Genomic DNA, 25,396 nt, shown 5'->3' with positions numbered 1-25,396 from the left:
CGCGGTGCACCAGCGGTATCCACCGCAGCTCCCGCTCGCACTGCGCCAGCCCGAGCCACGCGGTCTCGATGGCTTCATCGCGCACGGCAACGGTGCTGCCGTAGCCGCGGTTCGGCAATGGGCCGATGGCAGCGGCGAGCCTTACATCTACCTCCACGGCGGCGCTGCAAGTGGGAAGTCGCAACTCCTAGTCTGCGCTGCAGGCGAGGTCCGCCAGCGTGGGCTCGGTGTCGTGTACCTGCCCTTGGACACGCCGCGACTGACACCCGCCGTGCTCGATGACCTCGAGCAGCGCGATGCCATCCTGCTCGACGCCTTGCAGGCGATCGCGGGCAATGCGGTCTGGGAGCAGGCGGTATTCAATCTGTACAACCGGGCACGCGATGCCGGCCGACGTTTGCTCGCGGCTGCGCGCCAGCCGGCCGGCCGACTCGGCATTGGGCTGCCCGATCTCGCCTCTCGACTCACCGCCGGCGCCAGCTATCACCTGCGGCCACTCAGCGACGCCGGCCGCGCTGAACTGTTGCGCATTGGCGCCGAGCAGCGTGGGCTGCGCTTTGGCGAGGCGATGATCAGCTACATCCTGAGCCGCTGCCCACGCGATCCGGGCGCACTTTCCACACTCCTCGACGACATCGACCGCGCCGCGTTGGCTGAGCAACGTCAGCCCACAATCCGCTCGATCGGCCGACTCCTCGAGCGACTCGAGCACCCAGAGACCCATTCCGCGACGGTCACCGCGTCATCAGAACAGCCCTTAGACCAGTCCAGGGACCACACAGCCAACCCCAATCGCACCTAAGGCAGCAGCGCCAATCAATAATGATCGGCCTGATCCGGGCCAATATCACGCCGAACATTGAGCCTGCGCAATAGAACCCCGCCCGGAACCTTGAACCCATGCCGGCGACTTGCTTTGATACCAGACCAATGTCAGGGCTTCTGCATCAGATTGCCCATGCACCAGCAAAGGCTCAGGCCCTGATCGACTGCACCGATCGACTGCGACCCCAAGCCCGCCTAGCGGGCCATACCATAGAGATCACAGCATGGCCTTGATCGATTGTCCGGAATGCGGCGGCCAGGTCTCAGACCGCGCTCCTACTTGTCCACACTGCGGCGTTCCCATCGTTGCCGCCAGCACGGCATATGCCGCACCACAGGCCGACCCGCAGCTCGCCCCTGCGCAAGGGTCCCTTACAGATCCCCAGAGCGCGACCTATACCCGCGCCGATCTGAACGATTACGAGACCGTCGAGCCGTTTAAGCTGCGTATTGCCGGTCGCCCGATCCCGATCGCCGCCCTCCTGTTCTGGGGTGGCATGGTGTTCGGCGTGATCGTCAAATACGCATTGCCCCCAGCCGCAGACGCAGAGCCCGAGCTCTGGCGACGACTGCCTTGGGCGATGATCTGGCTCGGCGTGCTCTGGTTTGCGGTTACCGAGTTCGGCGCCTTGATCAAGAACAAGCTCAAGAAACGCTGATCTTCCGTGGTCTTAGGGCTGGGCCAGCGCGATACTGCGCGGCTCGGCCCAGCGACAGAGCGTAGCCCCCCTGGCGAACAGCTACGCACACACAGTCCTTAACACCGAGAACGTCAGGGCTTAACGAGTCGCTGATGGACATGCGTCCGTCGCATCGGTCGTGTATCGTCGGGCCTGAGGTCCAACGCAGCACTCCCTCTCCTCGCCTAATACGGGAAGACCGATGCCAATCATCGCTACACAACCCAGTGTCCGCGTCGTCACGCTCCGGATCGACGGTCAAGATCTGTCGGCGCGCGAAGACGAGACCATCATCGAAGTCTGCCGAGAGAACAAGATCCCCATTCCCAGCCTCTGCTGGATGGAAGGGCTGTCCGTGGTCGGCGCCTGTCGCCTCTGCATGGTTGAGGTCGCCGGCCAGAATCGCCTGTTCGCGGCCTGCGCCACCCGTGTCACCGAAGGCATGGAAATCACCACTAACTCCGAGAAGCTCCAGCGCTATCGGCGCATCCTGGTCGAGCTGCTGTTTGCCGAGCGCAATCACATCTGCTCGGTGTGCGTCTCCAACGGCCACTGCGAGCTGCAATGGCTGGCCACGACTTGCGGCGTCGACCATGTGCGTATGCCCTACCGTAATCAGGGCTACGCACTCGATAGCACCCATGAGATGTTCCGCCTCGATCACAACCGTTGCGTGCTCTGCACCCGCTGCGTGCGCGTCTGCGACGAGATCGAAGGCGCCCACACCTGGGATGTCATGGGTCGCGGCAGCGACTGCCAAGTGATCACCGATCTCGCCAAACCCTGGGGTGAAAGCGACACCTGCACCAGCTGCGGCAAGTGCGTGCAGGTCTGTCCGACCGGCGCCCTGGTCAAACAGGGCACTTCCGTCGGTGAGATGGTCAAAGATCAGCACTTCCTGCCGATTCTTGCTCGACGGAGGACCGCACGATGAGCGCTCAGCCCGCAGCCACCGCAGCCACCGCAGCCACCTTAGAGGCTGGCCAGCCAACAGCCGATGCTCAAGCACCGCTCGGGATCTCCGCCAGCAGCGGCGGAAAGAAGATCACCGTCGCCACCATCTGGCTGGACGGCTGTTCTGGGTGCCACATGTCGTTCCTCGACATGGACGAGCGCCTGGTCGAGCTGGCACAGAGGATCGACATCGTCTATAGCCCCTTGGTCGATGCCAAGACATTGCCCGAGCAGGTCGATGTCGGCATCATCGAAGGCTCGATCAGCAACGAGGAAGACCTGCACAAGGCCAAGCTGTTTCGCGAGCACTGCAGGCTCCTGATCAGCCTTGGCGACTGCGCAGTCAATGGCAACATCCCAGCGATGCGCAATCCGTTCAAGCTCGATAGCGTCTACGAGCGTGCCTATCTCGAGAACGTGAACCTGAATCAACAGATCCCGACTCAAGGCGTTCCAGCCCTATTGCAGATCGTCAAGCCCGTGCATGGCGTGGTTGATGTCGATGTTTTCATCCCAGGCTGCCCGCCGCACGCCGACACCATCCATTACGTGCTGAGCGAGTTGCTCGAAGGCCGCACGCCCGAACCGCTGCGCATGACCCGATTCGGCGCTTGAGCACAGGCCGAGCCTGCTTCAGCATCCGCGATCACGATGCGCGCTGACGCCCAGCGAAGCGCATCGCGCAACCCCTATAATGCCTGACGCCCTGGACTAAGCGACCATGAGCCGAACCATCAGCATCGACCCGGTCACCCGCATTGAGGGCCATGCCCGCATCTCGCTGCAGCTCGCCGACAGCGGCGAGGTCGAAGACGCCAAGTTCCATCTGACCCAATTCCGCGGCTTCGAAAAGTTCTGCGAGGGCCGCCCCTACCGTGAGATGCCGGCGCTGACCGCTCGCACCTGCGGCATCTGCCCAGTCAGCCACTTGCTGGCCTCGAACAAGGCCTGCGACGACCTGCTCGCGGTGACCATCCCGCCGACGTCCGAGAAGCTACGCCGGATCATGAACCTCGCGCAGCTACTGCAGTCGCACGCGCTCTCGTTCTTCCATCTGTCATCGCCGGATCTGCTGCTCGGCTGGGATTCTGATCCGGCCAAGCGCAACATCTTTGGCGTCATGGCCAAAGACCCCGAGTTGGCCAAGCAAGGCATCAAGCTGCGCCAGATCGGCCAGACCATCATCGAGATCCTCGGCGGCAAGAAGATCCATCCGACCTGGGTGGTGCCAGGCGGCGTCAGTGAGCCACTCGATAGCGAGAAACGCGAGGCGATGCTGAGGATGCTGCCCGAAGCGCTGACCATCGCCAAGGACACCTATGGCCTGTTCAAGACCATGGTGCCCAAGTTCCAGGACGAGGTCGAGCACTTCGGCACCATGCAGACCCTGTTCCTGTCGCTGGTCTCGAACAAGGGCCAACTCGAGCATTACGATGGCTTAATCCGCATCAAAGACGCGCAAGGCCACATCGTCGAAGACAGGGTGCCGCCGTCCGACTACCCGCGCATCATCGGCGAGGCCGTCGAGGACTTCAGTTATATGAAGTTTCCTTACTACAAGCCGATGGGCTATCCAAACGGCATCTATCGGGTTGGCCCGCTGGCGCGGCTGAACAATGCCGAGAGCTGCGGCACGCCGTTCGCCGATGTCGCCCTGGCCGAGTTCCACATGCTGCAGGAGGACTCAGGGCCAGTCCGCTCCAGTTTCCACTACCATTACGCGCGCCTGGTCGAGATCATCTTCGCCATCGAGATGATGCAGCGGCTGCTCAAGGACCCGAGCATCCTCGACACGCGGGTGCGTGCTCACGCGCGCGGTAACCGCGACGAGGGCATCGGCGTCTCCGAGGCGCCGCGCGGGATCCTCATGCATCACTACAAGATCGACGATGCTGGCCTGATCACCTGGGTCGACCTGATCATCGCCACTGGCCATAACAATCTGGCCATGAACCAGAGCATCAAGCAGGTCGCCGATGCCTATGTCGACGGCAATAAGCTGAGCGAAGGCATGTTGAATCGAGTCGAGGCCGTCATCCGCTGCTATGACCCTTGCCTCTCCTGTGCCTCGCATGCCTTTGGTCAGATGCCGCTGAGCATCGAGCTAAAAGACGCCGCTGGCACCGTCATCGACCGGCTGGTGCGCGACGCGTGAATATGGGTCGAACCGCTGTCGAGCGCGTCCAAGGACAGCAGGAGCAGCAGCCCACAGCACAACCGCTGCGGGCGCTGGTGATCGGCTATGGCAGCCCCATTCGCGGCGATGATGCGCTTGGGCCGTTGGTCGCCGACCGGCTTCAGGAGCGCTTCAACTCGCAACCCGCAACGCAGCCCGAGACCGCCTCCGGGGTGGTCGAGGTCCAGGCACGCCACATTCTGACCGCCGAGCTCGTCGACGATCTGGCCCGCACCCAGCGCGTCATCTTCGTCGACGCCGCTATCGACACGCCCCCAGGGCAGGTCAGACGGCGGCGTCTATCGCCAGACCGAAGCGCCCTCTCGACCATGGCTCACTTCCATGACCCTCGCGAGTTGCTCGCCTGGTGCGAGGCCCTGTATCAGCGGGTCCCAGAGGCTTGGCTGGTCTCCGGCGGTGGCGCCGAATGGGGCTACGCCTGCTACGCCCTGAGCGAGACGGCGCAGCAGGCTTTAGAGCCGATGATCGCCGAGGTGATGGCGCTGATTGATGACGCCGATCGATCACACTGATTGATTGCGCCTAAGCTCAGCAGCCCTCGGGAGCAAGCCTCTAAGCGCAGGCAGCCCCCCAGCATCGTCCCGAAAGGTAGACCGCATCCAGTAGTGCGATGCCACAGCGAGACAGGGAGACACCAACCCTAATGCGCGAAATCGTTCAAATCGACATCTCCGGCAGCGACAAGCCGGGCATCACCAAGGCCCTAACCCAGGTGCTGGCAGGCTACGACGTGGCCGTGCTCGACATCGGCCAGTCGGTGATCCATAACACGCTGGCCCTCGGCCTCCTAGTGGAGCTACCGGAAGAGCCTGCTGGATGCCCAGTCTTCAAAGAACTCTTGTTTCGCGCCCACGAGCTCGGGCTCGATGTCCGCTTCACCCCAGTCGCCGCAGACGCCTACGAACACTGGGTCGCCGAACAGGGGCAGGCGCGCCATATCCTGACGCTACTCGGGCGCGAGATCAGCGCGGCGCAGATCGCACAGGTCGCCGCTGTCGTCACCCAACATCAGCTCAACATCGAGCAGATCGCCCGTCTCTCCGGGCGCATCTCACGCCGCGCCAGCGCTCACGCCAACAGACCCAACCGCCCAGCCTGCGTGCAGCTCTGGCTCAAAGGCCCGGTCGCCGATGTTGGCGCGCTGCACGCCAGCTTCCTTGAACTCGGCAGTCGGCTCGATGTCGATATCGCCATCCAAGAAGACGACATCTTCCGTCGCAACCGGCGCCTGGTCTGCTTCGACATGGACTCGACCCTGATCCAGACCGAGGTGATTGATGAGCTAGCGGCAGCCGCCGGTGTCGGCCCTCAGGTCGCCGAGATCACCGAGCGCGCGATGCAGGGCGAGCTCGACTTCAGCGAGAGCTTCCGCCGGCGTATGGCACTGCTGGAGGGACTGGAAGCATCCGTCCTGAGCGAGATCGCCGAACGGCTGCCCATTACCGACGGCGCCGAGCGGCTGATCGGCGCGCTCAAGCAGCTCGGCTATCGGGTCGCGATCCTCTCCGGCGGCTTCACCTACTTCGCCGAGCACCTGCAACGCCGGCTCGGGATCGACGACGTGCACGCCAATCAGCTCGAATTCGAGAACGGGCGACTCACCGGACGCGTCACTGGCCGTATCGTCGACGGCCAGCGCAAAGCCGAGCTGCTGCGGGAGATCGCCGCTCGCGAAGGCATTCGCTTGGAGCAGGTGATTGCGGTTGGCGACGGCGCCAACGACCTGCCGATGCTGTCCATCGCCGGCCTCGGTATCGCCTTTCACGCCAAGCCGCTGGTTAAAGAGCAAGCCCGCCACTCGATCGCCACCGTCGGACTCGACGGCATCCTCTATCTGATCGGCATGCGCGATCGGGATATCGAGTCAGGCTAGGCGGGCGCTCAATACACCAGCATCCAGCCTGGCAACATGATCTCGTACATTTCGGTGACCTGCAGATTGATCTCGCCCGGCAAGGCGATCAACCTCTCTGGCGCCAGATCTAAGCGTTCGGCGAGCGCCCGGAGGCGCTGGCTCGCCTCGTCCGACTGCATATTTGCCCGCTCGAACATCGATGCCTGAAAGAGATCAGCGATCGCGCGCGCGACATACAGAATCTGGGTTTCGGTGCGGTAGCGCTCCGCGGCGTCAGGATTGAGGTGGAAGGCGATCGGCTGCCAAAGCGATTCGGGGAGCTGCCAGTTCTTAAGCAAGGCAGCACTCAGTTCGGCCTGATTGAAGCCGAAGACCTGCTCCTCGGCGACAATCATGTCAAGCCCTTCTTGGTCGATGCGCTTCAACACCTCCACATAGGACTCTGGGCGTTGACTGAGGAGCACCAGCTTGCCGAGCGCATGTAACAGCCCGGTGATAAAGAGCCGCTCGTTCTCGGGCAACGACAAATGAAATGCCAGGGTTTTTGCCGCGATCCCACAGGCGACGCCATTGAGCCAAAAACGCTCCATATCCACTCGCCCGGGCGGCAACCCCTTAAAGACCTCGACTGCACAGGTGGCAAAGACCAGATCGCGCAAGGCCCCATAACCGATCATATTGATCGCTTGGGTGACGGTTTCGACGGCCTGCGCGCGGGCATAAAAGGCGCTGTTGATGAGGCGCAGCAAGCGCGCCGACAACGCTGGATCACAGAGGATGATCTCTGCCAAGTCGGATGGCTGTGACGCGGGATCATCGATCAGCTGATTGACGCGTAATGCGACATCCGGCAGGGAATAGAGGTGTTCGACTTCCTGGACGAGAGACTCGAGGGTCATGATCGGATTACTCCGCGAAATAGCGACTTGCAGCGGGTAATCCTATTCTAAATCGAAACAGCGCTGATCGGGTAAATCAGTGCAAGCAGATCTGCCTGTCGGCAATGCTCAGCGACCCCGTCGCCGGGGATCAAGAGCTTAGGAAGCAGCGGCCGCAGTCAGTCGGCTTAGGGCGCGGGTCGTACCTGATCGGCATGCCCGATCAGCGCGCCTGCTTGGCGCGACTGATGTTTGCGGCGCTGCGCGAAGATTATCTCACCACTGATGGCGGGCGCTTCAGCAGAGGCTTCATTGCAGACGCTGCGGTAACCAGTTGGCAATCCGGTTGCGCTCGGCCGACTCGTCAATGCTGAAGAAGCGGTTCAGCACCAACAGGGCCTCGTCGAGATCGGAGCAGCCGTAGTCGTCCATCACAACATGGTTGCTGCAGTCCTCGACATGGTAGCTGTGGGCCGGGTCCGCCGCGTCATAACGCAGGCGATAGCCAGATCCGGTCCAAGAATCCCACTTGTAGCGGATCACTTGTTCATTTTCGTCAAACATCTCTCAACCTTCTGTATTTGATGAGCCATCCGGAAAATCGCGCGGCGACCTAAGAGGCGCTGCGTTCGGGATTTCCCGAACGTCAAAACCGCGCATGTCGCAAAAGTGCGTCCGGCGATCTCTTATCCCATAGTCTAGGAGCGGGAAAGCCACTTGACAAGGGAAAGTCTAACCCGTGTTTGACAAAAAAAGTGAGCAGTCACTAGCATTTTTCAGATTGCGTTGACGTCACGCCCATTTGTGGTAAAAATCAACATTTTTGCACATTTGCAACCAACAACTGAAGTCAGTCGGGCTCAGGAGCGGGTCAGCATGCGCAACGGATCATCGGGGTCAACCCAGTCCATAAAAGGCACACGTCGATCGTTGTGGGTCACGCGATAGATCAGTCCCAGCCAATTCCCGACCACGCCCTCGGCGGTGTCGCGCCAGGTATTATCGAGACCCTCCGCAATGCGCGACTCGGGGAATGGTGGCGGCTCGCGGCCCCGGTCGAGCGCCCGCTGCAGCATGTGGCGATGCTCATCGAGCACCGCCGCTGCCTTGCGCGAGAACACCTTCTCTGGGAAGGGTGGATACTGCTCACGAGCACCCGCCGCAAAGCGGTCCACCTCACGTTTGTACTCTTTGAGCAATGAGATGGTGTCGTACTCGGGGTGGCCTTGGAACATCACAATCCGCAGGCCATCTGGACTGGTCGCGAGATGCACACCAGCCTCCTCGCTCACGACCAGGACCTTAGCGCCCACCGCCTCGAACTGCTCGCGACCGACCTCGTTGAAGCGGGAATGCGGCACATCGAAGAGGGTGTTAGTGCTATCGATCAGCGGATGCGAATGATCAACGACGCGATGCGTGAACACGCCCCAGCGCTTCGCTGGCAGCGGCTGGCGCCGTTGGCCGTAGCGAAACTGCATCACCGCATGGGTCGCCAGACAGGAGCAGAGGGTTGAGGTGACATGTTCGAAGGCCCAATCCACCACCTCGATCAACGGCGACCAGAATGGCTGTTGCGTCAGATCCGATCCGCTGACATTGGCGCCAGTAATGATCAGCGCGTCTAGCCCCTGCTCGCGCACCGCTTCGAAGGGCTGATAGTAGCGTTCGATGTGCGCCCGCGCCTTGTCGCCGCGTGGTAGGCCCGGCAACGAGAACGGATGCACATAGAACTGAGCGATCTGGTTGCTCTGCCCGACCAACCGGAAGAACTGCCGCTCGGTAGCAGCGAGAGCGGCATCCGGCATCATGTTGAGCAGACCGACATGGAGCTCGCGGATGTCCTGATGGATGGCCCAGTCGGACTCGAGGATGTTTTGACCCTCGGCGCGCAGCCGGTCGAAGGTCGGCAGATCATTGTGGGCAACAATTGGCATCGGTTCAGCCCTAGACCTCGTTCAAGCCCGTCAAGGCCTTGGCCTCTTCGTCCGGCGCCAGCGACGGCGTGCGCGTGATCGCGGTCTCGATCAGGGTTAGGAAATCCTGCTCGTCGCGCACCGCGGCCACCTCGGTCGACTCAACGGTGTAGCCGAAGGGCCGCGCGATCGCCTCGTAGCGTGGCACGCGCGAATGGAACAGCCGCGGGAAGACCCAGCGGGTGAAGTCGTTCGGATCGATATCGGCCACATACTCAAGCCCCTGCTCGACCAGATAGTCCTTGACCGCGGCCTTGATGAAGGCGGGTCGGAAATAGAGCGGCTTCGGATCAGCCTGGGCGCGCCGAATCAGCTTGATCTCATCGGCTTGGGGGACGCGGATATAGAGGATCAGGCTGTGCTGGGCCAGCAGGTCAATCACCGAAGGTTCTTCCAGCTCACAAAGGCTGCCGCCGACGTCGTTGACGAAGTGGCTGTAGCCATAGATCTCGCGCGCCTTGCGGATGAACTCGGGTACATCCTGCATGGCCCGGATCTCGGCATCGCGGTACAAGGCCTGGCGACGATTGAACTCTGGCAGCGACAGACCGCCTTTGTCCGGATCACCAAGCTGGCCGACGAAACTCAGCACCGGGCCGAGGTCATCGACCTGGATCTTGTTCTGAAACGCGACCCAGTCCCGACGCAGCAGATCACGCAGAAAAGGCACCTGCATCGCCTGCAGTTTGATCAGGTCGAGGATCGGCTCATCCAGGTACCGAGTCCCGATCCGATAGTCGCCGGAATAGTGGAACCAATCGTTGCGCCGCAGCAGGCCCGAAAGATAGGTCTTGCCGACTCCCGACATCCCGAGCAGCGTGACGCAGCGGTGCTGCCAGTGGCGAAATTCGTCGATGGTCAGCCTCACAACGAGATCCTCGATAGAGCGCGAGCCCAACGCGAGCCATTGGTCCAAAGCCGACTCGCGGAAAATCTGAAACTATACGCGATCCGCCTGCTTGGTCACCAGAGACGAACCCAGCGGACTACTCGCTGCCAGAGATGCGCGCGAGTTTAGCGAGTAGGTAAAGTGGAGAGAGGATCTGTCTTGGTCTCTTCTCGGACATGGGCTTGACATGCCTGACCTCAGGATTGGCTCTTCTGAAGTCCCCAACCTCTCGCCTATACTGGAGCTGATGCCCTGGAACAATCAGGAGCAATGAGGAGCAATCCATCGTTCAACCAAGGAGCACTCAGCCCATGCCGAGCCTGCAGCGTGACGATACCAGGCTCTACTACGAGCTTCATGGACCAGCCGCCGCGGACGAGCAGCCGCCACCCTTGGTGCTGGTCGCCGGTCTCGCTAGCGATTGCCGCTCTTGGGTCCTGGCGCTGCCTGCCTTGGCCGCCGAACGTCAGGTGCTGGTCTTCGACAATCGCGGCTGTGGTCGCAGCCAGCCTCAGGATGCTCCGAATAGCATTGGCCTGATGGCGGACGACTGCTTGGCGCTGGCTGATCACCTCGGGTTTGAGCGCTTCGACCTACTAGGCCACTCGATGGGCGGCTTTATCGCGCTCGAGATCGCTCGCCAGGCCCAGCGGCGCCTGATCCACTTGGTGCTGAGCAACAGCAGCGCGACCCTGAGCGCCCGCAACCAGCAACTGTTTGACGACTGGGCCGACGACCTCGATGCTGGTAAGTCGCCCGAGCGCTGGTTCCGAAGCTTCTTCTTCTGGATCTTCAGCGAGCGCTTCTTCGACAAACCCGACACCGTCAATGGCTTGCTCGATCTGGTGCAGCATGATCCCTATGCGCAGACCAGCACAGGATTCCGAGCACAGGTCAACGCGATGCGCGGCTTCGACGCCCGCGACTGGCTGTCGACAATCGAGACACAGACTCTCATCCTGACCAGTGCCGAGGATCTGCTCTTCCCGCCAAGGGATGATGCTGCAGGACTGGGCCGCTTGCCGAGCGCCGAACGGCTTGAGATACCGCGGCAGGCCCATTCGCTGCCGCTCGAAGCGCCTACGGAGTTTACCGGCGAGGTCCTCGACTTTCTCGACCGGCCCAACTGAGCGATGATCGACCCTGTACCGCCCCCGCCAACCGCGCATGTCGAGCGCGTTGAGGGTCGCATTCGTTTGCGCCTAGCGGGTCGGTGGCGACTGGATCAGGCAATCCCTCAAGTCAGCGAGATCGCGGTACTAATCGATCGCGCCAGCACTGAGGGCAACGACGGTAACAAGAGCGCCAACACCGCAAGCCAAGCGCCCGAGCTCCAGTTCGAGACCAGCGCGCTCAGCGACTGGGATTCGGCCATGGTGACCTATGTCGCCGGTGTTGAACGACTCTGCGCAGAGCGCCATCTCCGCTGCGATCCGAGTGCGCTGCCAGAGGGGCTGCGCAGCCTGCTCGAGATGGCGCGCCTGACCGCCGCGCCAGAGCAGAACCCGCATGACCGCGGCCCCAGCTTTATCACGCGCATCGGTCTCGATATCGTCGATCTGGTGCGCTCCACCGGCGAGATCATGGCCTTCTTCGGCGAGGGCGCCATCGCCGTGCGCCACTTCCTCGCTGGCCGCGCGCGCTATCGCCGCTCCGAGTTCTGGGTCATCATCCAGGAGGCGGGCGCCGACGCGCTGCCCATCGTCAGCCTGGTCAGCTTCCTGGTTGGCATGATCCTTGGCTACATTGGCGATCAACAGCTGGCACAGTTCGGCGCCCGCGTCTATGTAGCCGACCTGGTCGGCCTGGCGACAGTGATCCAGATGGGCGCGCTGATCACCGGCATCGTACTAGCCGGTCGCACGGGGGCGGCCTTTGCCGCGCGCATCGGCACCATGCAGGTCAATGAGGAGATCGACGCCCTACGCACCTTCGGCATCCCGCCGATGGAGTTCCTGGTGCTGCCGCGTATGCTCGCATTGATCCTGATGACACCATTACTCACCCTCTATGCCGACCTGCTCGGCATCCTCGGCGGCGCCTTCGTCGGCACCGTTGCCGGCGGCCTCACCCTGACCGCTTATCTGGTCCAAACCCAGGGGGCGATCGGCTGGAATCACATTATCCAGGGCCTGATCAGTGGCACCGTCTATGGCGCCATCGTCGCCGCCTCCGGCTGCCTGCGCGGTCTGCAGTGCGGGCGGAGCGCAGCCGCGGTTGGCGAGGCCACCACCTCAGCAGTGGTCACTGCCATTGTCTTCATCGTTATCGCCGCCGCCGTGCTAACCGTGATCTTTGATGCCATAGGACTCTCCGGATGAGCACCTCGGCTGATTCAGATGCTCGCTCGCTGCTAGGCCCGCCTTTGAGCCCACATTCGGACCCGCCCTTAAACCCGCATTCAGTTGAGTCTCAGCTCCAGGCGCAGACCAACAGCCAACCGCAAGGCCCGAATGAGGTCGAGGCGCGTCCCGTCGCCATTCAACTCGAGGATGTCGCACTCGGTTATGGCGCGACCACTGTCCAGCAGGGACTCAACTTTCAGATCCATCGCAGCGATATCTTCATCATCATGGGTGGCAGCGGCTGCGGCAAGAGTACCCTGATGCGTGCGCTCACCGGCCTGTTGGTGCCGCGGCAGGGTCGCGTACTGCTGCAGGATCAGAGCCTCTGGGAAATCTCGGAGCAGGCCCGAACCGAACTGCTGCGCGGAGTCGGGGTCATGTATCAGAGCGGCGCACTCTGGAGTGCGATGACGCTCGAAGAGAACATTGCACTACCACTGGAGCAATATTCGCGGCTCTCGCGACAACAGATCGGCGAGCTGGCTGAGTACAAGCTGGCGCTAGTCGGCTTGGCGGGCTTTGGCGGTTATTATCCTGGCCAGATCAGCGGCGGCATGCGCAAGCGCGTCGGCGTTGCCCGCGCTATGGCGCTGGACCCGGATATCCTCTTCTTTGACGAGCCCTCGGCCGGTCTCGACCCGCTCTCGGCACGGCGGCTCGATGACCTCATCCTTGAGTTGCGCGACAGCCTGGGAACGACCATGGTGGTGATCACCCACGACCTTGACAGCCTCCTCCTGATCGGCGACGACGCCGTTTTCCTCGACGCCGAGACCCACAGCATGCTCACCACCGGCAATCCGAAACAGCTGCGCGACCAGAGCGAGATCGCCGAGGTCCGCGCCTTCCTGCGCCGAGGCGAGCCATGAGCCGCGAGGCCAACCCAACCATCATCGGCGGCTTCGTGCTTGGCGCAGTCGCGTTGGTAGTGATCGGCATCCTGGTTTTCAGCAGCGGTGCCTGGCTGCGCGATCGCCTGTATCTGGTCACCTACTTCCCAGGCTCGGTACAAGGACTCAGCGTCGGCGCTCAGGTTCAGTTTCAGGGGGTGCCCATTGGCCAGGTGGTCGAGATCGGCCTCGACTACATTGCCGATCGTGATAGTTTCCGCATCCCGGTGCACTACGAGGTCTGGCCCAACAGCATCCATGTACTCGGCGATCTCGAAGGCACCGAGCCGAGCGAGCTGTTGCAACGCTTGGTCGACGAGCGCGGCCTGCGCGCGCAGCTCGAATCGGTCAGCTTCGTCACCGGGCAATATCTCGTCTCCCTGAGCCTGAATCCGGGCCTGCCGAAACGCGATTATCCGCCGAGCCCTGATGGGACGATTCGGGTGCCGGCCATCGCAGCCACGCGCGACCGGGTTCAGCAAATGCTCGAGAACCTGCAGCTCAATGAGCTCGTCGACACCGCGGCCGAGACCCTGGACGCCATCAACAGGCTGGTTAGTAGTCATGAGACCCAGGCCTCCTTGAACAGCCTGCATCAGGCACTCAGCGGCATCGCCTCCTTCGTCGAGACCCTCGACCAGCAAATCGCTCCGCTGAGTCAGCGCGCCAACGCCACCCTCAGCGAGTATCAGCAGCTCGCCGAGATCCTGCGCGGCGAGGCCGCCCCCCTGCTCCGCGAACTCTCGCAGGCGACCCAAGCGGTGACCTCGGTTGCCTCTCGTGTCGAGGCCAAGATCGATCCGCTTGCCGGCTCTGCACAGGCCGCCCTAGATGAGGCGGCCGGCGCGATGGGCTCCATTCGCCAGCTCACTGGCGAGGGCTCATCAACCCGGTACGAGCTGGATCAGCTGCTCGCCACCGCCACCCGCGCGGCAAGCTCGATTCGATCACTGGCGGATTACCTGGAGCGTCATCCCGAAGCACTACTGCAGGGCAAGCGTTAATCTAACCAGCAGCAGCCAACCGCTGCCCGAAGCTATTGCTCAGACTCGACGTCAGCGAGTGCGTCCTGAAGGGCCCGCAAGATCAGCTTGCTCGCCTCCGCTTCGTCAAGCTCCGGCACCTCCCAGCCCATGATGCGGCCATATTTCTGGACCAAATGCCGGATATCCTGCACCAGCTCGTTGTGATACTTGCTGATCTCCACCTGTTCGAGGCTTGTCATCTCATCTCCGCCTTTGCAGTTGGTCTTTGCGGTTGATCTGGCCCAACCGCGAGCAGATTAACAATCAGTAACCCATCGGCAACCGCAGGGTAAAGCCCAGAACCCAACACTCACCTCAACCGCAGCGAGTCACGCAGGCGTTCCCTGCGGACTTCTATCCTATGGTCTATCAAGACAGTCCATCCAGATAATCTATCCAGGAGCTTTCGAATGCCTGCACTCCATTCGCTGAGATCGCCGCGCCCTCGACCAACCCTCGCAGCCGCGGCCACCTGCGGCGAGCCTAGTAGCAACGCCCGCTCGATCCATGTGCCCACCCCTTTCAACAAGATCCCTATGGCCAGGTTCAGCCTGGCACTGCTGCTGTTGGTTGCCCTCCTCGCGCCCCGCATCCCCTATGCCGACACGGTTCCCTCGCCCTTGAATGAGCCAGCCGGGCCAACCAGCTTCGCTGATGTGGTCGAGCGCGTAATACCGGCAGTCGTCAATGTCACGGTTGCGCAAGAAGCACAGCAGAGGCTGTCAATGCCCGGTGGCCAGATGCCTGACGAGGGCTCTCCGCTGTACGAGTTCTTCAAGCGCTTCGGCGGCCTCGAGCAGATGCCGATGCCACGTCAGCGCGAAGGCGAGGGCTCTGGCTTCATCATCGACGCCGAGGGCCACATCGTCACCAACCATCATGTGGTGGACGGCGCTTCAAGGATCGAGGTGACGCTGAATGGCGGCGACAAGTACGAGGCCAAGGTGATCGGCCGCGATGCCAAGACCGACCTCGCCCTGCTCAAGATCGATACCCAAGATGTGCTGCCTTACGTCAACTTCGGTGATAGCGGCGGCGCCCGCGTCGGCGACTGGGTGCTGGCGGTCGGCAACCCCTTCGGCCTTGGCGGCTCAGTCAACGCTGGCATCATCTCGGCACGCGGACGCGACATCAACTCGGGTCCCTATGACGACTACATCCAGATCGATGCACCGATCAACCGCGGTAACTCAGGCGGCCCGCTGTTCGATGCCCGCGGGGTGGTGATTGGGGTCAACACCGCGATCTTCTCTCCCAGCGGCGGCAACATCGGCATTGGCTTCGCGATCCCGGCCGAGACCGCAGCTGAGATCGTCGCTGACCTGAAGACTAAGGGCCGCGTCGATCGCGGCTGGCTAGGCGTCCAGATCCAGCCCGTCACCGAGGAGATCGCTGCCAGCCTTGGCTTAACCGAAACACGCGGTGTGCTGGTCGCCGATGTGATCGCCGGCACCCCGGCGGAGGCGGCTGGGATCATCAGTGGCGACGTAATCCTGCAGGCGAACGGCGAGCGCATGGAAGAATACCGCGATCTGACCAAGCTGATCGCGGCCATTGATGCCGGTACTGAGATCGACATCGTCCTCTATCGCGCCGGCCAGAGCCTGACGATCCCCGTCACCATTGGCGAAATGCCCAGCGAAGAGATGACCCAAGCCGCTCGCGGCAACGAGCCAGCCGGCGACGAGCCGCGCATCGGCCTCACTTTGGCACCGCTGACACCGGAGCTGCGCGCCGAGCGCGGCTTGGGCGCGGATGCCAGCGGCGTGCTGGTGGCCAAGGTCGCGCCCGGAAGCCAAGCACAGGCAGCTGGCATCAAGGCTGGCAGCCTTATCTCGATGGTCGGCCAGCAGCCCGTCACCCAGCCAAGCCAGGTGATGGAAGCGGTCAAGCAGGCCGCTGCGGCACAACGGCCCTCGGTACTGCTGCGCGTCGAGCAAGCTGGCGAGCAGCGCTTCATTGCTGTTCCCATCGAGTGATTCGCGACCATGCGTGTTCTGGTGATTGAGGATGATCCCCAGCTGTCCAGCTATCTCGCCAAGGCCTTTGGCGAGATGGGTGCAAGCCTCGACCTGGCCGACAATGGCCGCGACGGTCTGTTCCTAGCCGCTGGCAATGCCTATGACGTGATGGTCGTCGACCGCATGCTGCCGCAACTCGACGGACTGGCCATCATTCGTACCCTCCGCGCAGCTGGCAATCCAACCCCAGTCCTCATCCTCAGCGCACTGGGTGAGGTCGACCATCGCGTCGAAGGCCTGCGTGCTGGCGGCGACGACTACTTGGTCAAGCCGTTCGCCTTTTCCGAACTGCATGCGCGGATCGAAGCCTTAATGCGGCGCTCCGCGCCCGGTGATACCCCGGTAACCAGCCTCAGCGTCGCCGACCTTGAGCTGGATCTGCTGAAACGCCAGGTGCATCGTGCCGGGCAGCCGATCGCCCTGCAGCCGCGTGAGTTCAAGCTGCTTGAGTACCTGATGCGACATGCCGGCCAGGTGGTTACCCGGACCATGCTGCTGGAAAATGTTTGGGACTATCACTTCGACCCGCAGACCAATGTGATCGATGTCCACATCAGCCGGTTACGGGCAAAGATTGACAAGGATTTCGATCAGCAACTGCTGCAAACGGTCCGCGGCGCTGGTTATATGCTTCGCGCCGACTAGACCGTGCCGATTCGATTCAGGATCGCGATCGATGCGACCAGGCGCGAGCCGCGCGGCTGCAGGCTGGCCGGAGGACAGCCTTGATGGCGATAACAGGCGAGCGGCTGAACGCGCGCATGGCGCGGGCAATCGGACCGACCCTGAAGCGGCTGCGGCTGTCGTCGCGTTTCATCCTCACCAGCTCGACCTTCCGGCTCGCGCTGCTCTACATGCTGCTGGTCGGCATTTCCGTCGCCATTCTGCTGGGCTTCATCTATTGGTCGACGGCCGGCTACATGGCGCGGCAGACCGACGCCACCATCGGCGCCGAGATTCAAGGTCTGGCGGAGCAGTATCGACGCCGCGGCCTGGCCGGGCTGTCAACAGTGATTGCCGAGCGGATTGCGCGAAATCCGCAAGGCGCATCGATCTACCTCCTTGCCAACCCGAGTGGCAATCCGATCATCGGCAACCTCCACAGCTGGCCGCCGGTGACGCCGGACGCGGGCGGCTGGATCAGCTTTCGTACTCGCGAACCTCAGGGCGAGGGTCTCGGCATCGAACACGAGACTCGAGCCCAGGTGTTTCGGTTGCGCGGCGATCTGCGACTCCTGGTCGGGCGCGATGTACGCGAACTCACCGCGATCCGCCAATTGATCCTGGACGCGATGACCTGGGGACTTGCGATTACCGTGGGCCTGGCACTGCTAGGCGGCTGGCTGATGGGCGCCGGCATCGTGCGCCGACTGGATATCGTCAATCAGGTCAGCCGTGAGATCATGCAGGGCGATCTCAGCCGCCGCGTCCCCACCTCAGGCGCTGGCGATGACTTCGATCAGCTGGCCGAGAACCTGAACCGGATGCTCGAGCGCATCGAGGCCCTGATGCTCAGCATCCGTCAGGTCTCCGATAACATCGCCCATGACCTGCGCACACCACTGACCCGTCTGCGCAACCGGCTCGAGCTTCTGCAGGGCGCCGACCTCAGCGATGAGGCCCGCGCCGAGGTCGAGGTCGCGATCGCCGATGCTGACGAACTGCTCAGTGCTTTTAATGCCCTATTGCGCATCGCCCGGATCGAGGCCGGCAGCCGCCGCGCGGCCTTTGCCGACATCGACCCGGTCACCCTGCTGCAAGACGTCGCTGAACTCTACGAGCCACTCGCCGCCGAATCGCTGCAGACGATCAGCGTCGAAAGCGACCAGGAAAACGGCACTGAGGCCGAAGGCGATACAAGCCAGGGTCGGGAGATGACCGCCGGTTTACCGCGCATCGGCTCCCCAGGGGACGGCAAAGGCTGCAGGCTGAATGCGGACCGTGATCTGCTCTTCCAAGCGATCGCAAACCTGGTCGACAACGCGATCAAACATCATTCAGGCCAAGGTCAGATCCAGCTCCGCGCCGAATGCACCGATGCCGCCGTCGAGCTGAGCGTCACCGATCGCGGCCCAGGCATCCCACCCGAGCTGCGCGACAAGGTGCTACAGCGCTTCTTTCGTATCGACGAAAGCCGCGCAGCCCCAGGTCACGGCCTCGGGCTCAGCCTGGTACAGGCCGTCGCCCAGCTCCACGGCGCTGAACTCCGCTTAGAAGACGCCAGCCCCGGCCTACGAGTGCGCCTGCGTCTGCCGAAGAAGGCCACACCGGCTTGAGCGCGGCAGGCCTGGCCCACAGCTGGCCTAGGCGCCAGCAGCGATGGTTTCCTCACCTAAAGACATTGGGATCGGAGAGAACTGGTCGCATTACAGGGGCAGACCTTTCAGCTCGACCAGCCGCGCCGAAGGGCATCCCGATCAGATCGACCACCCCTACCCATGATCCAGAGGAGTTCATCCATGCATCGTCTCATCACTGCCCTGCTTGCAACCAGTCTCGTCAGCGTTGGCATGGCGACTGCCGTCGCCGCCGAGTGGACGCTCAACCCCGAGCGCTCACATCTTGCCTTCGTCTCCATCAAGGCCGACCATATCGGTGAGGTACATCACTTCACTGAACTCTCGGGCACCATTGACGACCAAGGCCAAGTCATTATCGACACCAAACTAGACAGCGTCGAGACCCTGATCCCGATTCGCAACGAGCGCATGCGCGAGATGCTGTTCAAGACCGCGCAATACAGCGCCGCCCGTCTGAGCGCGAAGATTGATCCGGCCACGATCAACGCCATGCAGCCCGGCGAACAGCTGGATGTCGTCGCCGAAAGCAGCCTCAGCCTGCATGGCAAGACCCAACCGCTGGTGCTGAAGATGCAGGCCGCGAAGCTCGATGCGGGAACCCTGATGGTCGCCAGTACCGAGCCGGTCGTGCTCGACGCCGCCAACTTCGGGATGGGCGAAGGGGTTGAAAAGCTGCGTGAGATCGCTGGTCTCGATCGCATCAGCAATGCCGTGCCGGTGACCTTCGTGATGACCTTCGACACACCGGCGGCAGGCGGCAGCGACAGCACGACCGCCAGCACCCCGCCGAGCCCAGAGATGCTGGCCAAGTACGAGGCTTATCGCGAGATCGTTGAGGCGATGAGTGACGAGCAAAAAGAGGCGGTCGCCGCACTCTTTACCCCAGCGCGCTAGGCGCAAGCGCGATCAGGCGCTCGGTCTGAGCGCCTGACTCTGAAGCTGCCAGCAAGGTCCGCACGCATACCTGGTCAGCAAGGCTCGTACCCATGCCTGGTCGGCAAAAAGCACCGCCGGAGATGCCTCCAGGCCAGCTTGATCTGACGGCGGCAGGACTGGAAACCAAGACTCAGACGACATCGAAGCGCTCAAATTGCATGCTGTACTGACCGCGGCCCTGCGTCAGACTGCGCAACTCCGTGGTATAGCCAAGCAGGGCCTCAAGCGCGACCTCACAGCTGATGGTTACGGCATCGTCGCCACTTGCCTGCGCGGTTGTCGTGGCATGGATGGCAGCGCGGCGTTGTTGCAGGTCGCCCAGCACCGAGCCAAGATTCGACTCTGGAACCACCACATTGACCTGCATCACCGGATGCAAGGCCACTGGAGCAGCGGCTGCCAAGGCCGTGCCAAGGGCGCGCGTCGCAGCGGCCTGCAGGGCGTCCAGCGTGCTCTGCTGGCCAAACAGCTCGACCTCAACCAGCGTCACGACCACATCATCAACCGGAGCCCCCTGCAGTGGACCAGTCGCAAGACCGGCCTTCAGCCCCTCCTCCAACGCTTGCTGCTGCTCGGATGACAGCATCGCCGTTTCCGGGCGCAGCCGCGGACGACAGCTCAGCTGATTGCCTTCGCCGCGGCCCCGCGGAGCCACCTCCACCAGGGCCCAGGCACTGATCTCGGGCTGCTTGCCATCCGGGCTCGCTGGACGACAGTGCAACTGCTCGGCGCGCGCACGGCGCCTGATGGTCTCGCGCACCGCAACTGCGGGACGTCCACTGCGCACCTTCTGGCCAAACTCGCGCTCAAGGCGCTCGAGCACGATCTGCAGATGCAGTTCACCCATGCCCCGCAGCAAGCGCTGACCCGTCTCCGGGTCCTCCTCCACCTTCAGCGTCGGATCTTCCTGTTCGACCTTGTCCAAGACCTCGAGCAGTTTCTCTTCGTCAGTACCAGCGGCTGGCTCGATCGCCAGGCTCAGCACCGGCTGACGCGCTTCAATACGCTCCAGGGCCAACAGATGCTCGGGATCGCAGAGGGTATCGCCGGTCGCGGCATGGCGCAGACCGGCAATCAAGACGATCTGCCCTGGCTCGGCCTGGTCGAGCTTGAGCTTGCGACCGGCGTCGATATCGAAGATGCGCGCAACATGCTCCTTGCGCACAGCGCCATCGGCCGTTTGGAAGGCGACGGTATCGCCCACCTTGAGCCGATTGCGGTAGACGCGGGTGAAGCAATGCCGTCGCCCGTCCCACAGCTGCACCTTGAAGACCAAGGCGACCAAGGGCCCCTTGGCGCCAATGGCGACCGTCTCGGGCTCACCACCGGGACGCCGCGCGATTGCCGCTGGCCGGTCGAGCGGCGCTGGCAACAGGTCCACGGCCGCATCCATCAGGGGTTGCACACCAAGGTTGCGGAGGGCGCTACCACCAAAGCAGGGAAAGATCCGCCCTGCCAAGGTGCCGCGCCGCAGCGCCGCTAGCAGGGCCTCAGGCTCGGGCTCGCCGCCATTGAGCACCAGATCGGCCAGCGTATCGTCAGCATCGGCCGCGGCCAGCAACAAGGCCTCATGCAACTCCGCAACCGACTCCCAGAGCGCATCCGGGCAGGGCTCGGTATCAACCCGTTCGCCCTGCTCACCGTTGAACCGCAGTAGGCGCCGGTGCAACAGATCAATACAGGCCTGTTGCTCAGCAAGCGGGACCGTCATCGCCACCGGCTCCACATCCAACCGCTCGCGGATAGCATCGAGCACACGCAAAAAATCCGCCCCTGGCCGATCGATCTTGTTGATGAAGAACAGGACCGGCAGCCCAAAGCGACAGCGTTGTCGCCAAACGGTCTCAGTCTGTGACTCGATGCCACGCACAGCATCCAGCACCAAGACAACCCCATCAAGTACGCGCATCGAACGCTCGACCTCGATGGTAAAATCCACATGGCCAGGCGTATCGACGACCTGCAGTAGATGATCTCGCCAAGGCGCCTTAGTGACCGCCGCGGTGATCGTGATACCGTGGTCCTGCTCCTCGGCCATCCAGTCCATGTGCGCTGCGCCATCATGCACCTCACCGATCTTATGCGAAGCACCGGTGTAGAACAGAATTCGTTCCGTCAGGGTGGTCTTGCCGGCGTCGACATGCGCGGCAATACCGATGTTGCGCACCCGATCAAGCGCTGTCGCCGCCTGCCCCTGTTTCTGGCTACGGGAGTGCTGACTGGTTTGATTCATGAGCGACCATCGACCTGAATTGAAGACCTTGCAGAATACTTGGCAGACTTCCTGGTCCAATCCCTGGAACAGGTAATCCGTTTCGGAGTCCAGCAGATGACGATCCATTCCCCCCACCCCAAGAGCCCGCCAAGTCCAGGTCGGCATACGGGCGCAAGACGTCGCATCCAGCTTGTCGCCTGGCTGATGGCCGTCATCGGCCTGAGTGCGTTGCCTCCAGCGCCCGCCCTGGCCAAGGTGTATCGACTGATTGAACCCAGCGATAGCGTCATCGGCACCCCATTCTACGTAAAGGCGAAGGGCGAGCATACGATGCTCGATATTGGCCGACACCATGGACTCGGCGTCGACGAAATGAAACAGGCCAACCCTGATGTTGACATGTGGATACCGGGCGATGGCACTGCTGTGCTAGTGCCCGATCGGCACATCTTGCCCGACTCTCCGCGCAAGGGGATCGTCTTGAACCTCGCCGAACGGCGCATGTACTACTATCGCTCCGCAACCGAGATCGAGACCTTCTCGATCGGCATCGGCCGCGACGGCTGGGAGACGCCTGTCGGCAGCTATTCGATTATCGAAAAGACCGAGAATCCAAGTTGGACACCACCAGCGTCGATTCGGGCTGAGTACGCAAAAAACGGCAAAATACTGCCAGCGGTGGTGCCCCCTGGACCGGATAATCCGCTTGGCTCACACCGGCTGCGGCTGAGCAATCCGAGCTATCTGATTCATGGCACCAACAAGCCCTGGGGCGTTGGCATGCCGGTCAGTTCAGGCTGTACTCGGATGTTCCCGGAGGACATCGAGTACCTGTTCGGTCAAGTGGAGGTTGGCACCCCTGTGACCATTGTTGATCAGCCCTATAAGGTAGGGTGGCTGGGAGACCAGCTCTTTCTGGAAGTCAGCCGAGCAGAGGGCACGGCACCAAGCTCAGCCAAGGAGATCATCCCGGCATCAATCGCGAATGCAGAGGGCGTGGTGATCGATTGGGAGGCGGTGAGTCGGGTTCTGCGGGAGAATACCGGCCTCCCACAGATCGTCGGAGGCCGGCAAGGCTCAAAGAGCTGGCATCATTTCGACATGATCTTCTGATACATGCGATTGATGCGGTCCTCATTGGCCTCGCAGCAAGCCTGAGCTGAGTTGGCAGCGTCCATCGCCGCTTGGGCCATGTCACGAGCTTCCTGGTCGGTCGCGCAGCCACCGAGCAGAGAGGCACTCAGCAGAGCGGCGGCAGACAGGGAGGCGAGTTTAATGTTCTTGGTCATCGGTCATTCTCCGTTAATGATTTGCCGAACGGCAACTGGTTTATAGCACAGACCGAGGGCTATTTCCGCACCCTCGTACATGGATGTTAGCAGAAAAAGACAACGTCTTGTTATTGCCACTTGCAGTGCTCGAACTCAGCATAGGGGGAACCCTGAGCCCTCATCAAGACGCTCGGGAGGGCCTTGTCAACACAGCAGATTTGCTTCGGCGCTCCACCTAGCCCGTTCACCCTAAATGCCACCCGATCAGCACTCAACAGAGGGATCAGCCTTGGTCGACCGCTACTATCGCCGCCCATTGCCAAACAGCGGCCCGAACCCTTTTCGTTGCCAAGGCTTCGTTCGCAACGGCACCATCGCCTGCCAAGATGGCGCGCCATTGCCGATCGAGACCTTACCGCCCTTCCTTCGCGCACTGTTGGTGACTGATGGCACCGTCACCAAGGCACTTGAGGCCTATTTTTGGGAACCCGTGGTCGTCGATACACTGCGCCAAGAATTCATCCAGGCCGCTGCCGATATTCCCTGGATCGAGGTCGACCCCGGCGATCAGGTCATGGTGCGCGAGGCCCTGCTGCGAGGCACCGATAGCCATCATCAGTATGCCCGCGCCTTGTCCGTGATCCGCTTCGAGCTGATCCCCGCCTCCTTCCGGGAGCAGCTGATCAATCGCGAGATCGGCATTGGGGTATTGATCCGCGACAGCGGACTCGAGAGCTTCCGCGAGGTGATGGAGGTCGGAGTCGAGCCAGCACCGCTTGACGGGGAGCGGGCGCTCTTTCGGACCTATCGCATCATCATCGACGGGCAACCGGTCATCCTGATCAGCGAAACTTTCCCGCTCAGCCTCTATCTCTAGCGGTACCCGCCTCTATTACGCGCATCGATAAGGCAGGACGTCAGCCCGGCTGTTTAACCGCTCTTGGCGTCAATCTGCTCGCGCTTTGCCCAATAACCGGCTCAGGTGGGACGCCAACTGTTGACCAGCAGCCTCAACGCCGAGCGACAACCCCAGATCCCGGGTTCGGGTCATCGCCAACCCAGGATAGCCGCAGGGGTTGATGCGCGCGAAGGGCGCTGGATCAAGGTCGATATTCAATGCCAAGCCGTGATAGCTGCAACCCTGGCGCACACGCAGGCCAACGGAAGCAATCTTGGACTCAGCCACATAGACGCCGGGTGCGTCCGGACGGAGTGCGGCAACGACCCGATGCTCTGCCAAGAGATCCATCACGGCCTGCTCAAGCAGATGGACCAACTGTTTGATCCCGATGCGCGCACGCTTTAAATCGAGCAGCAGGTAGGCAACTAACTGACCCGGACCATGGTAGGTCACCTGGCCACCGCGGTCGCACTTCACCACCGGGATCGGACCTGGATCAAGCAGATGCTCAGCAAGCCCCGCCTGCCCTAGCGTGAACACCGGCGCATGCTCTAGCAGCCAAAGCTCATCATCCGTGTCCGTGCCGCGTGCATCGGTGAACGCGCGCATCTTGGTCCAGACGGTGAAATAATCGCAGTCCGGCCCCAGCCAGCGTATCCGCAGCGGACCGGCTGGAGGCGCCCCCTGAGCCATCTGGTGCGCCGACCAGTGCTCCGTCCGGCTCGGGCGCGACGGATACCTGGATGCAGGTGGCTCGGATGCCGCCCCTCGCGCTGGAGCAGTTGTGGCCCCCAAGCCAGGCTTAGGCATCCGAACAGGCTCGAGCGGCAGAAGATCCGGTGAGATCGGTGAGCCCATGTGCGAAGGGAGGCGCGATGGGAAGCCTTATAGGAAGCGCTGAAGAAAGCACAAAAAGAAGCACTGGATGAGCGCTCAGATCAAAACGCACAGGTGATCTGGGCGTGCTCGGAGAGCTCGCGATAGATGGCATCGAGCTGGCCCTTGCTTCGAGCCTCGATCTCGACCGTGACGGACACCCAGTTGCCGTTGCGGCTCGGTCTCGAGCGCAGCGCATCCTTGCTGGTCTCAGGGGCATGACGCTCGATGATCTCGATGACGATGGCCTCAATACCCGCTTCAGTCCGCCCCATTGCCTTAATCGGGAAGCGGCAGGGAAAGCGCAACAGCGTTTCGTCTTGATTCGCGTGAGTCTCTGTCATCGATGCCTCGGGTTGCGG

General features: G+C 62.3%; 26 protein-coding genes. 17 read left to right on the top strand and 9 right to left on the bottom strand.

Going from position 1 to position 25,396, the window contains the following annotated elements:
- Window positions 1-4 precede the first annotated feature (4 nt).
- The 7 genes from hda to serB all read left to right on the top strand — a co-directional run bounded on the left by hda (window position 5) and on the right by serB (window position 6,529).
- Complete coding sequence (hda, locus tag VBE63_RS03805) at window positions 5-802, top strand: DnaA regulatory inactivator Hda (RefSeq protein WP_323681662.1); 798 nt, start codon at window positions 5-7, stop codon at window positions 800-802.
- A 247-nt stretch (window positions 803-1,049) separates the two neighbouring features.
- On the top strand, window positions 1,050-1,484 hold the full coding sequence (locus tag VBE63_RS03800) for a zinc ribbon domain-containing protein (protein WP_323681661.1): 435 nt from the start codon (window positions 1,050-1,052) through the stop codon (window positions 1,482-1,484).
- 223 nt (window positions 1,485-1,707) lie between these two features.
- Entirely contained in the window at window positions 1,708-2,439 is a 732-nt protein-coding gene (hoxU, locus tag VBE63_RS03795) for a bidirectional hydrogenase complex protein HoxU (protein WP_323681660.1), read from the top strand.
- On the top strand, window positions 2,436-3,074 hold the full coding sequence (locus VBE63_RS03790; protein WP_323681659.1) for an NADP oxidoreductase: 639 nt from the start codon (window positions 2,436-2,438) through the stop codon (window positions 3,072-3,074). The genes hoxU and VBE63_RS03790 overlap by 4 nt, the downstream gene beginning before the upstream one ends.
- A gap of 106 nt (window positions 3,075-3,180) precedes the next feature.
- Window positions 3,181-4,614 (top strand): Ni/Fe hydrogenase subunit alpha, encoded by a 1,434-nt coding sequence (locus tag VBE63_RS03785; protein ID WP_323681658.1) that lies wholly within the window; start codon window positions 3,181-3,183, stop codon window positions 4,612-4,614.
- A 2-nt stretch (window positions 4,615-4,616) separates the two neighbouring features.
- Window positions 4,617-5,168: a hydrogenase maturation protease gene (locus VBE63_RS03780; RefSeq protein ID WP_323681689.1), complete on the top strand. Its 552-nt coding sequence runs from the start codon at window positions 4,617-4,619 to the stop codon at window positions 5,166-5,168.
- Window positions 5,169-5,299: 131 nt separating this feature from the next.
- Window positions 5,300-6,529 (top strand): phosphoserine phosphatase SerB, encoded by a 1,230-nt coding sequence (serB, locus tag VBE63_RS03775; protein ID WP_323681657.1) that lies wholly within the window; start codon window positions 5,300-5,302, stop codon window positions 6,527-6,529.
- Between the two features lie 8 nt (window positions 6,530-6,537).
- Here the strand turns inward: serB and VBE63_RS03770 are convergent, their stop codons facing one another.
- From VBE63_RS03770 to VBE63_RS03755, 4 genes are all read right to left on the bottom strand, one after another.
- Window positions 6,538-7,410 carry an HDOD domain-containing protein gene (locus VBE63_RS03770; RefSeq protein WP_323681656.1) on the bottom strand — a complete coding sequence of 291 codons (873 nt, stop codon included), beginning with the start codon at window positions 7,408-7,410 and terminating at the stop codon, window positions 6,538-6,540.
- A 288-nt stretch (window positions 7,411-7,698) separates the two neighbouring features.
- Window positions 7,699-7,953 carry a hypothetical protein gene (locus VBE63_RS03765; RefSeq protein ID WP_323681655.1) on the bottom strand — a complete coding sequence of 85 codons (255 nt, stop codon included), beginning with the start codon at window positions 7,951-7,953 and terminating at the stop codon, window positions 7,699-7,701.
- A 296-nt stretch (window positions 7,954-8,249) separates the two neighbouring features.
- The gene (gene metA, locus VBE63_RS03760) at window positions 8,250-9,326 is read right to left on the bottom strand and encodes a homoserine O-succinyltransferase MetA (RefSeq protein ID WP_323681654.1); all 1,077 of its coding nucleotides are present in this window, start codon (window positions 9,324-9,326) and stop codon (window positions 8,250-8,252) included.
- Between the two features lie 10 nt (window positions 9,327-9,336).
- A complete protein-coding gene (locus tag VBE63_RS03755; RefSeq protein WP_323681653.1) occupies window positions 9,337-10,233 on the bottom strand; it encodes an ATPase in 897 nt (298 codons plus the stop codon).
- A gap of 332 nt (window positions 10,234-10,565) precedes the next feature.
- On the opposite strand from VBE63_RS03755, the gene VBE63_RS03750 reads away from it, so the two are divergent.
- From VBE63_RS03750 to VBE63_RS03735, 4 genes are read left to right on the top strand one after another with little or no spacing between them, the layout of a single operon-like run.
- On the top strand, window positions 10,566-11,384 hold the full coding sequence (locus VBE63_RS03750) for an alpha/beta fold hydrolase (protein WP_323681652.1): 819 nt from the start codon (window positions 10,566-10,568) through the stop codon (window positions 11,382-11,384).
- A gap of 3 nt (window positions 11,385-11,387) precedes the next feature.
- Window positions 11,388-12,575: an ABC transporter permease gene (locus VBE63_RS03745; protein ID WP_323681651.1), complete on the top strand. Its 1,188-nt coding sequence runs from the start codon at window positions 11,388-11,390 to the stop codon at window positions 12,573-12,575.
- Window positions 12,572-13,468 (top strand): ABC transporter ATP-binding protein, encoded by an 897-nt coding sequence (locus VBE63_RS03740; protein ID WP_323681650.1) that lies wholly within the window; start codon window positions 12,572-12,574, stop codon window positions 13,466-13,468. Before VBE63_RS03745 ends, VBE63_RS03740 begins: the two co-directional genes overlap by 4 nt.
- Window positions 13,465-14,493 carry an MlaD family protein gene (locus tag VBE63_RS03735; RefSeq protein WP_323681649.1) on the top strand — a complete coding sequence of 343 codons (1,029 nt, stop codon included), beginning with the start codon at window positions 13,465-13,467 and terminating at the stop codon, window positions 14,491-14,493. The genes VBE63_RS03740 and VBE63_RS03735 overlap by 4 nt, the downstream gene beginning before the upstream one ends.
- Before the next feature lie 32 nt (window positions 14,494-14,525).
- Here the strand turns inward: VBE63_RS03735 and VBE63_RS03730 are convergent, their stop codons facing one another.
- Complete coding sequence (locus VBE63_RS03730; RefSeq protein WP_323681648.1) at window positions 14,526-14,714, bottom strand: hypothetical protein; 189 nt, start codon at window positions 14,712-14,714, stop codon at window positions 14,526-14,528.
- Between the two features lie 210 nt (window positions 14,715-14,924).
- On the opposite strand from VBE63_RS03730, the gene VBE63_RS03725 reads away from it, so the two are divergent.
- From VBE63_RS03725 to VBE63_RS03710, 4 genes are all read left to right on the top strand, one after another.
- Window positions 14,925-16,493 (top strand): Do family serine endopeptidase, encoded by a 1,569-nt coding sequence (locus VBE63_RS03725; RefSeq protein ID WP_323681647.1) that lies wholly within the window; start codon window positions 14,925-14,927, stop codon window positions 16,491-16,493.
- A 9-nt stretch (window positions 16,494-16,502) separates the two neighbouring features.
- The gene (locus VBE63_RS03720; protein ID WP_323681646.1) at window positions 16,503-17,180 is read left to right on the top strand and encodes a response regulator transcription factor; all 678 of its coding nucleotides are present in this window, start codon (window positions 16,503-16,505) and stop codon (window positions 17,178-17,180) included.
- Window positions 17,181-17,263: 83 nt separating this feature from the next.
- Complete coding sequence (locus tag VBE63_RS03715) at window positions 17,264-18,811, top strand: HAMP domain-containing sensor histidine kinase (RefSeq protein ID WP_323681645.1); 1,548 nt, start codon at window positions 17,264-17,266, stop codon at window positions 18,809-18,811.
- A gap of 183 nt (window positions 18,812-18,994) precedes the next feature.
- Window positions 18,995-19,729 carry a YceI family protein gene (locus tag VBE63_RS03710; RefSeq protein ID WP_323681644.1) on the top strand — a complete coding sequence of 245 codons (735 nt, stop codon included), beginning with the start codon at window positions 18,995-18,997 and terminating at the stop codon, window positions 19,727-19,729.
- Between the two features lie 172 nt (window positions 19,730-19,901).
- Here VBE63_RS03710 and VBE63_RS03705 read toward each other — a convergent pair whose 3' ends face one another.
- Window positions 19,902-22,004, bottom strand: coding sequence for an elongation factor G (locus VBE63_RS03705; protein WP_323681643.1), 2,103 nt, complete (start codon window positions 22,002-22,004; stop codon window positions 19,902-19,904).
- A 96-nt stretch (window positions 22,005-22,100) separates the two neighbouring features.
- On the opposite strand from VBE63_RS03705, the gene VBE63_RS03700 reads away from it, so the two are divergent.
- Window positions 22,101-23,099, top strand: a complete 999-nt coding sequence (locus VBE63_RS03700; protein WP_323681642.1) for a L,D-transpeptidase family protein — start codon at window positions 22,101-22,103, stop codon at window positions 23,097-23,099.
- Here the strand turns inward: VBE63_RS03700 and VBE63_RS03695 are convergent.
- Window positions 23,078-23,275 (bottom strand): alanine-zipper protein, encoded by a 198-nt coding sequence (locus tag VBE63_RS03695; RefSeq protein WP_323681641.1) that lies wholly within the window; start codon window positions 23,273-23,275, stop codon window positions 23,078-23,080. The genes VBE63_RS03700 and VBE63_RS03695 overlap by 22 nt on opposite strands.
- A 271-nt stretch (window positions 23,276-23,546) precedes the next feature.
- Between VBE63_RS03695 and VBE63_RS03690 the strand changes: the two genes are divergently transcribed.
- Window positions 23,547-24,134: a chorismate--pyruvate lyase family protein gene (locus tag VBE63_RS03690; RefSeq protein WP_323681640.1), complete on the top strand. Its 588-nt coding sequence runs from the start codon at window positions 23,547-23,549 to the stop codon at window positions 24,132-24,134.
- Window positions 24,135-24,203: 69 nt separating this feature from the next.
- Here VBE63_RS03690 and lipB read toward each other — a convergent pair whose 3' ends face one another.
- Window positions 24,204-24,851, bottom strand: a complete 648-nt coding sequence (lipB, locus tag VBE63_RS03685) for a lipoyl(octanoyl) transferase LipB (RefSeq protein WP_323681639.1) — start codon at window positions 24,849-24,851, stop codon at window positions 24,204-24,206.
- 245 nt (window positions 24,852-25,096) lie between these two features.
- Entirely contained in the window at window positions 25,097-25,378 is a 282-nt protein-coding gene (locus VBE63_RS03680; protein ID WP_323681638.1) for a DUF493 domain-containing protein, read from the bottom strand.
- Window positions 25,379-25,396: the final 18 nt, after the last annotated feature.

Source organism: Lamprobacter sp., from assembly GCF_034860625.1.
Lineage (GTDB): Bacteria > Pseudomonadota > Gammaproteobacteria > Chromatiales > Chromatiaceae > Lamprobacter.
Note: the sequence above shows the minus strand (reverse complement) of the source record. Positions and strands in the feature narration are given on the sequence as shown.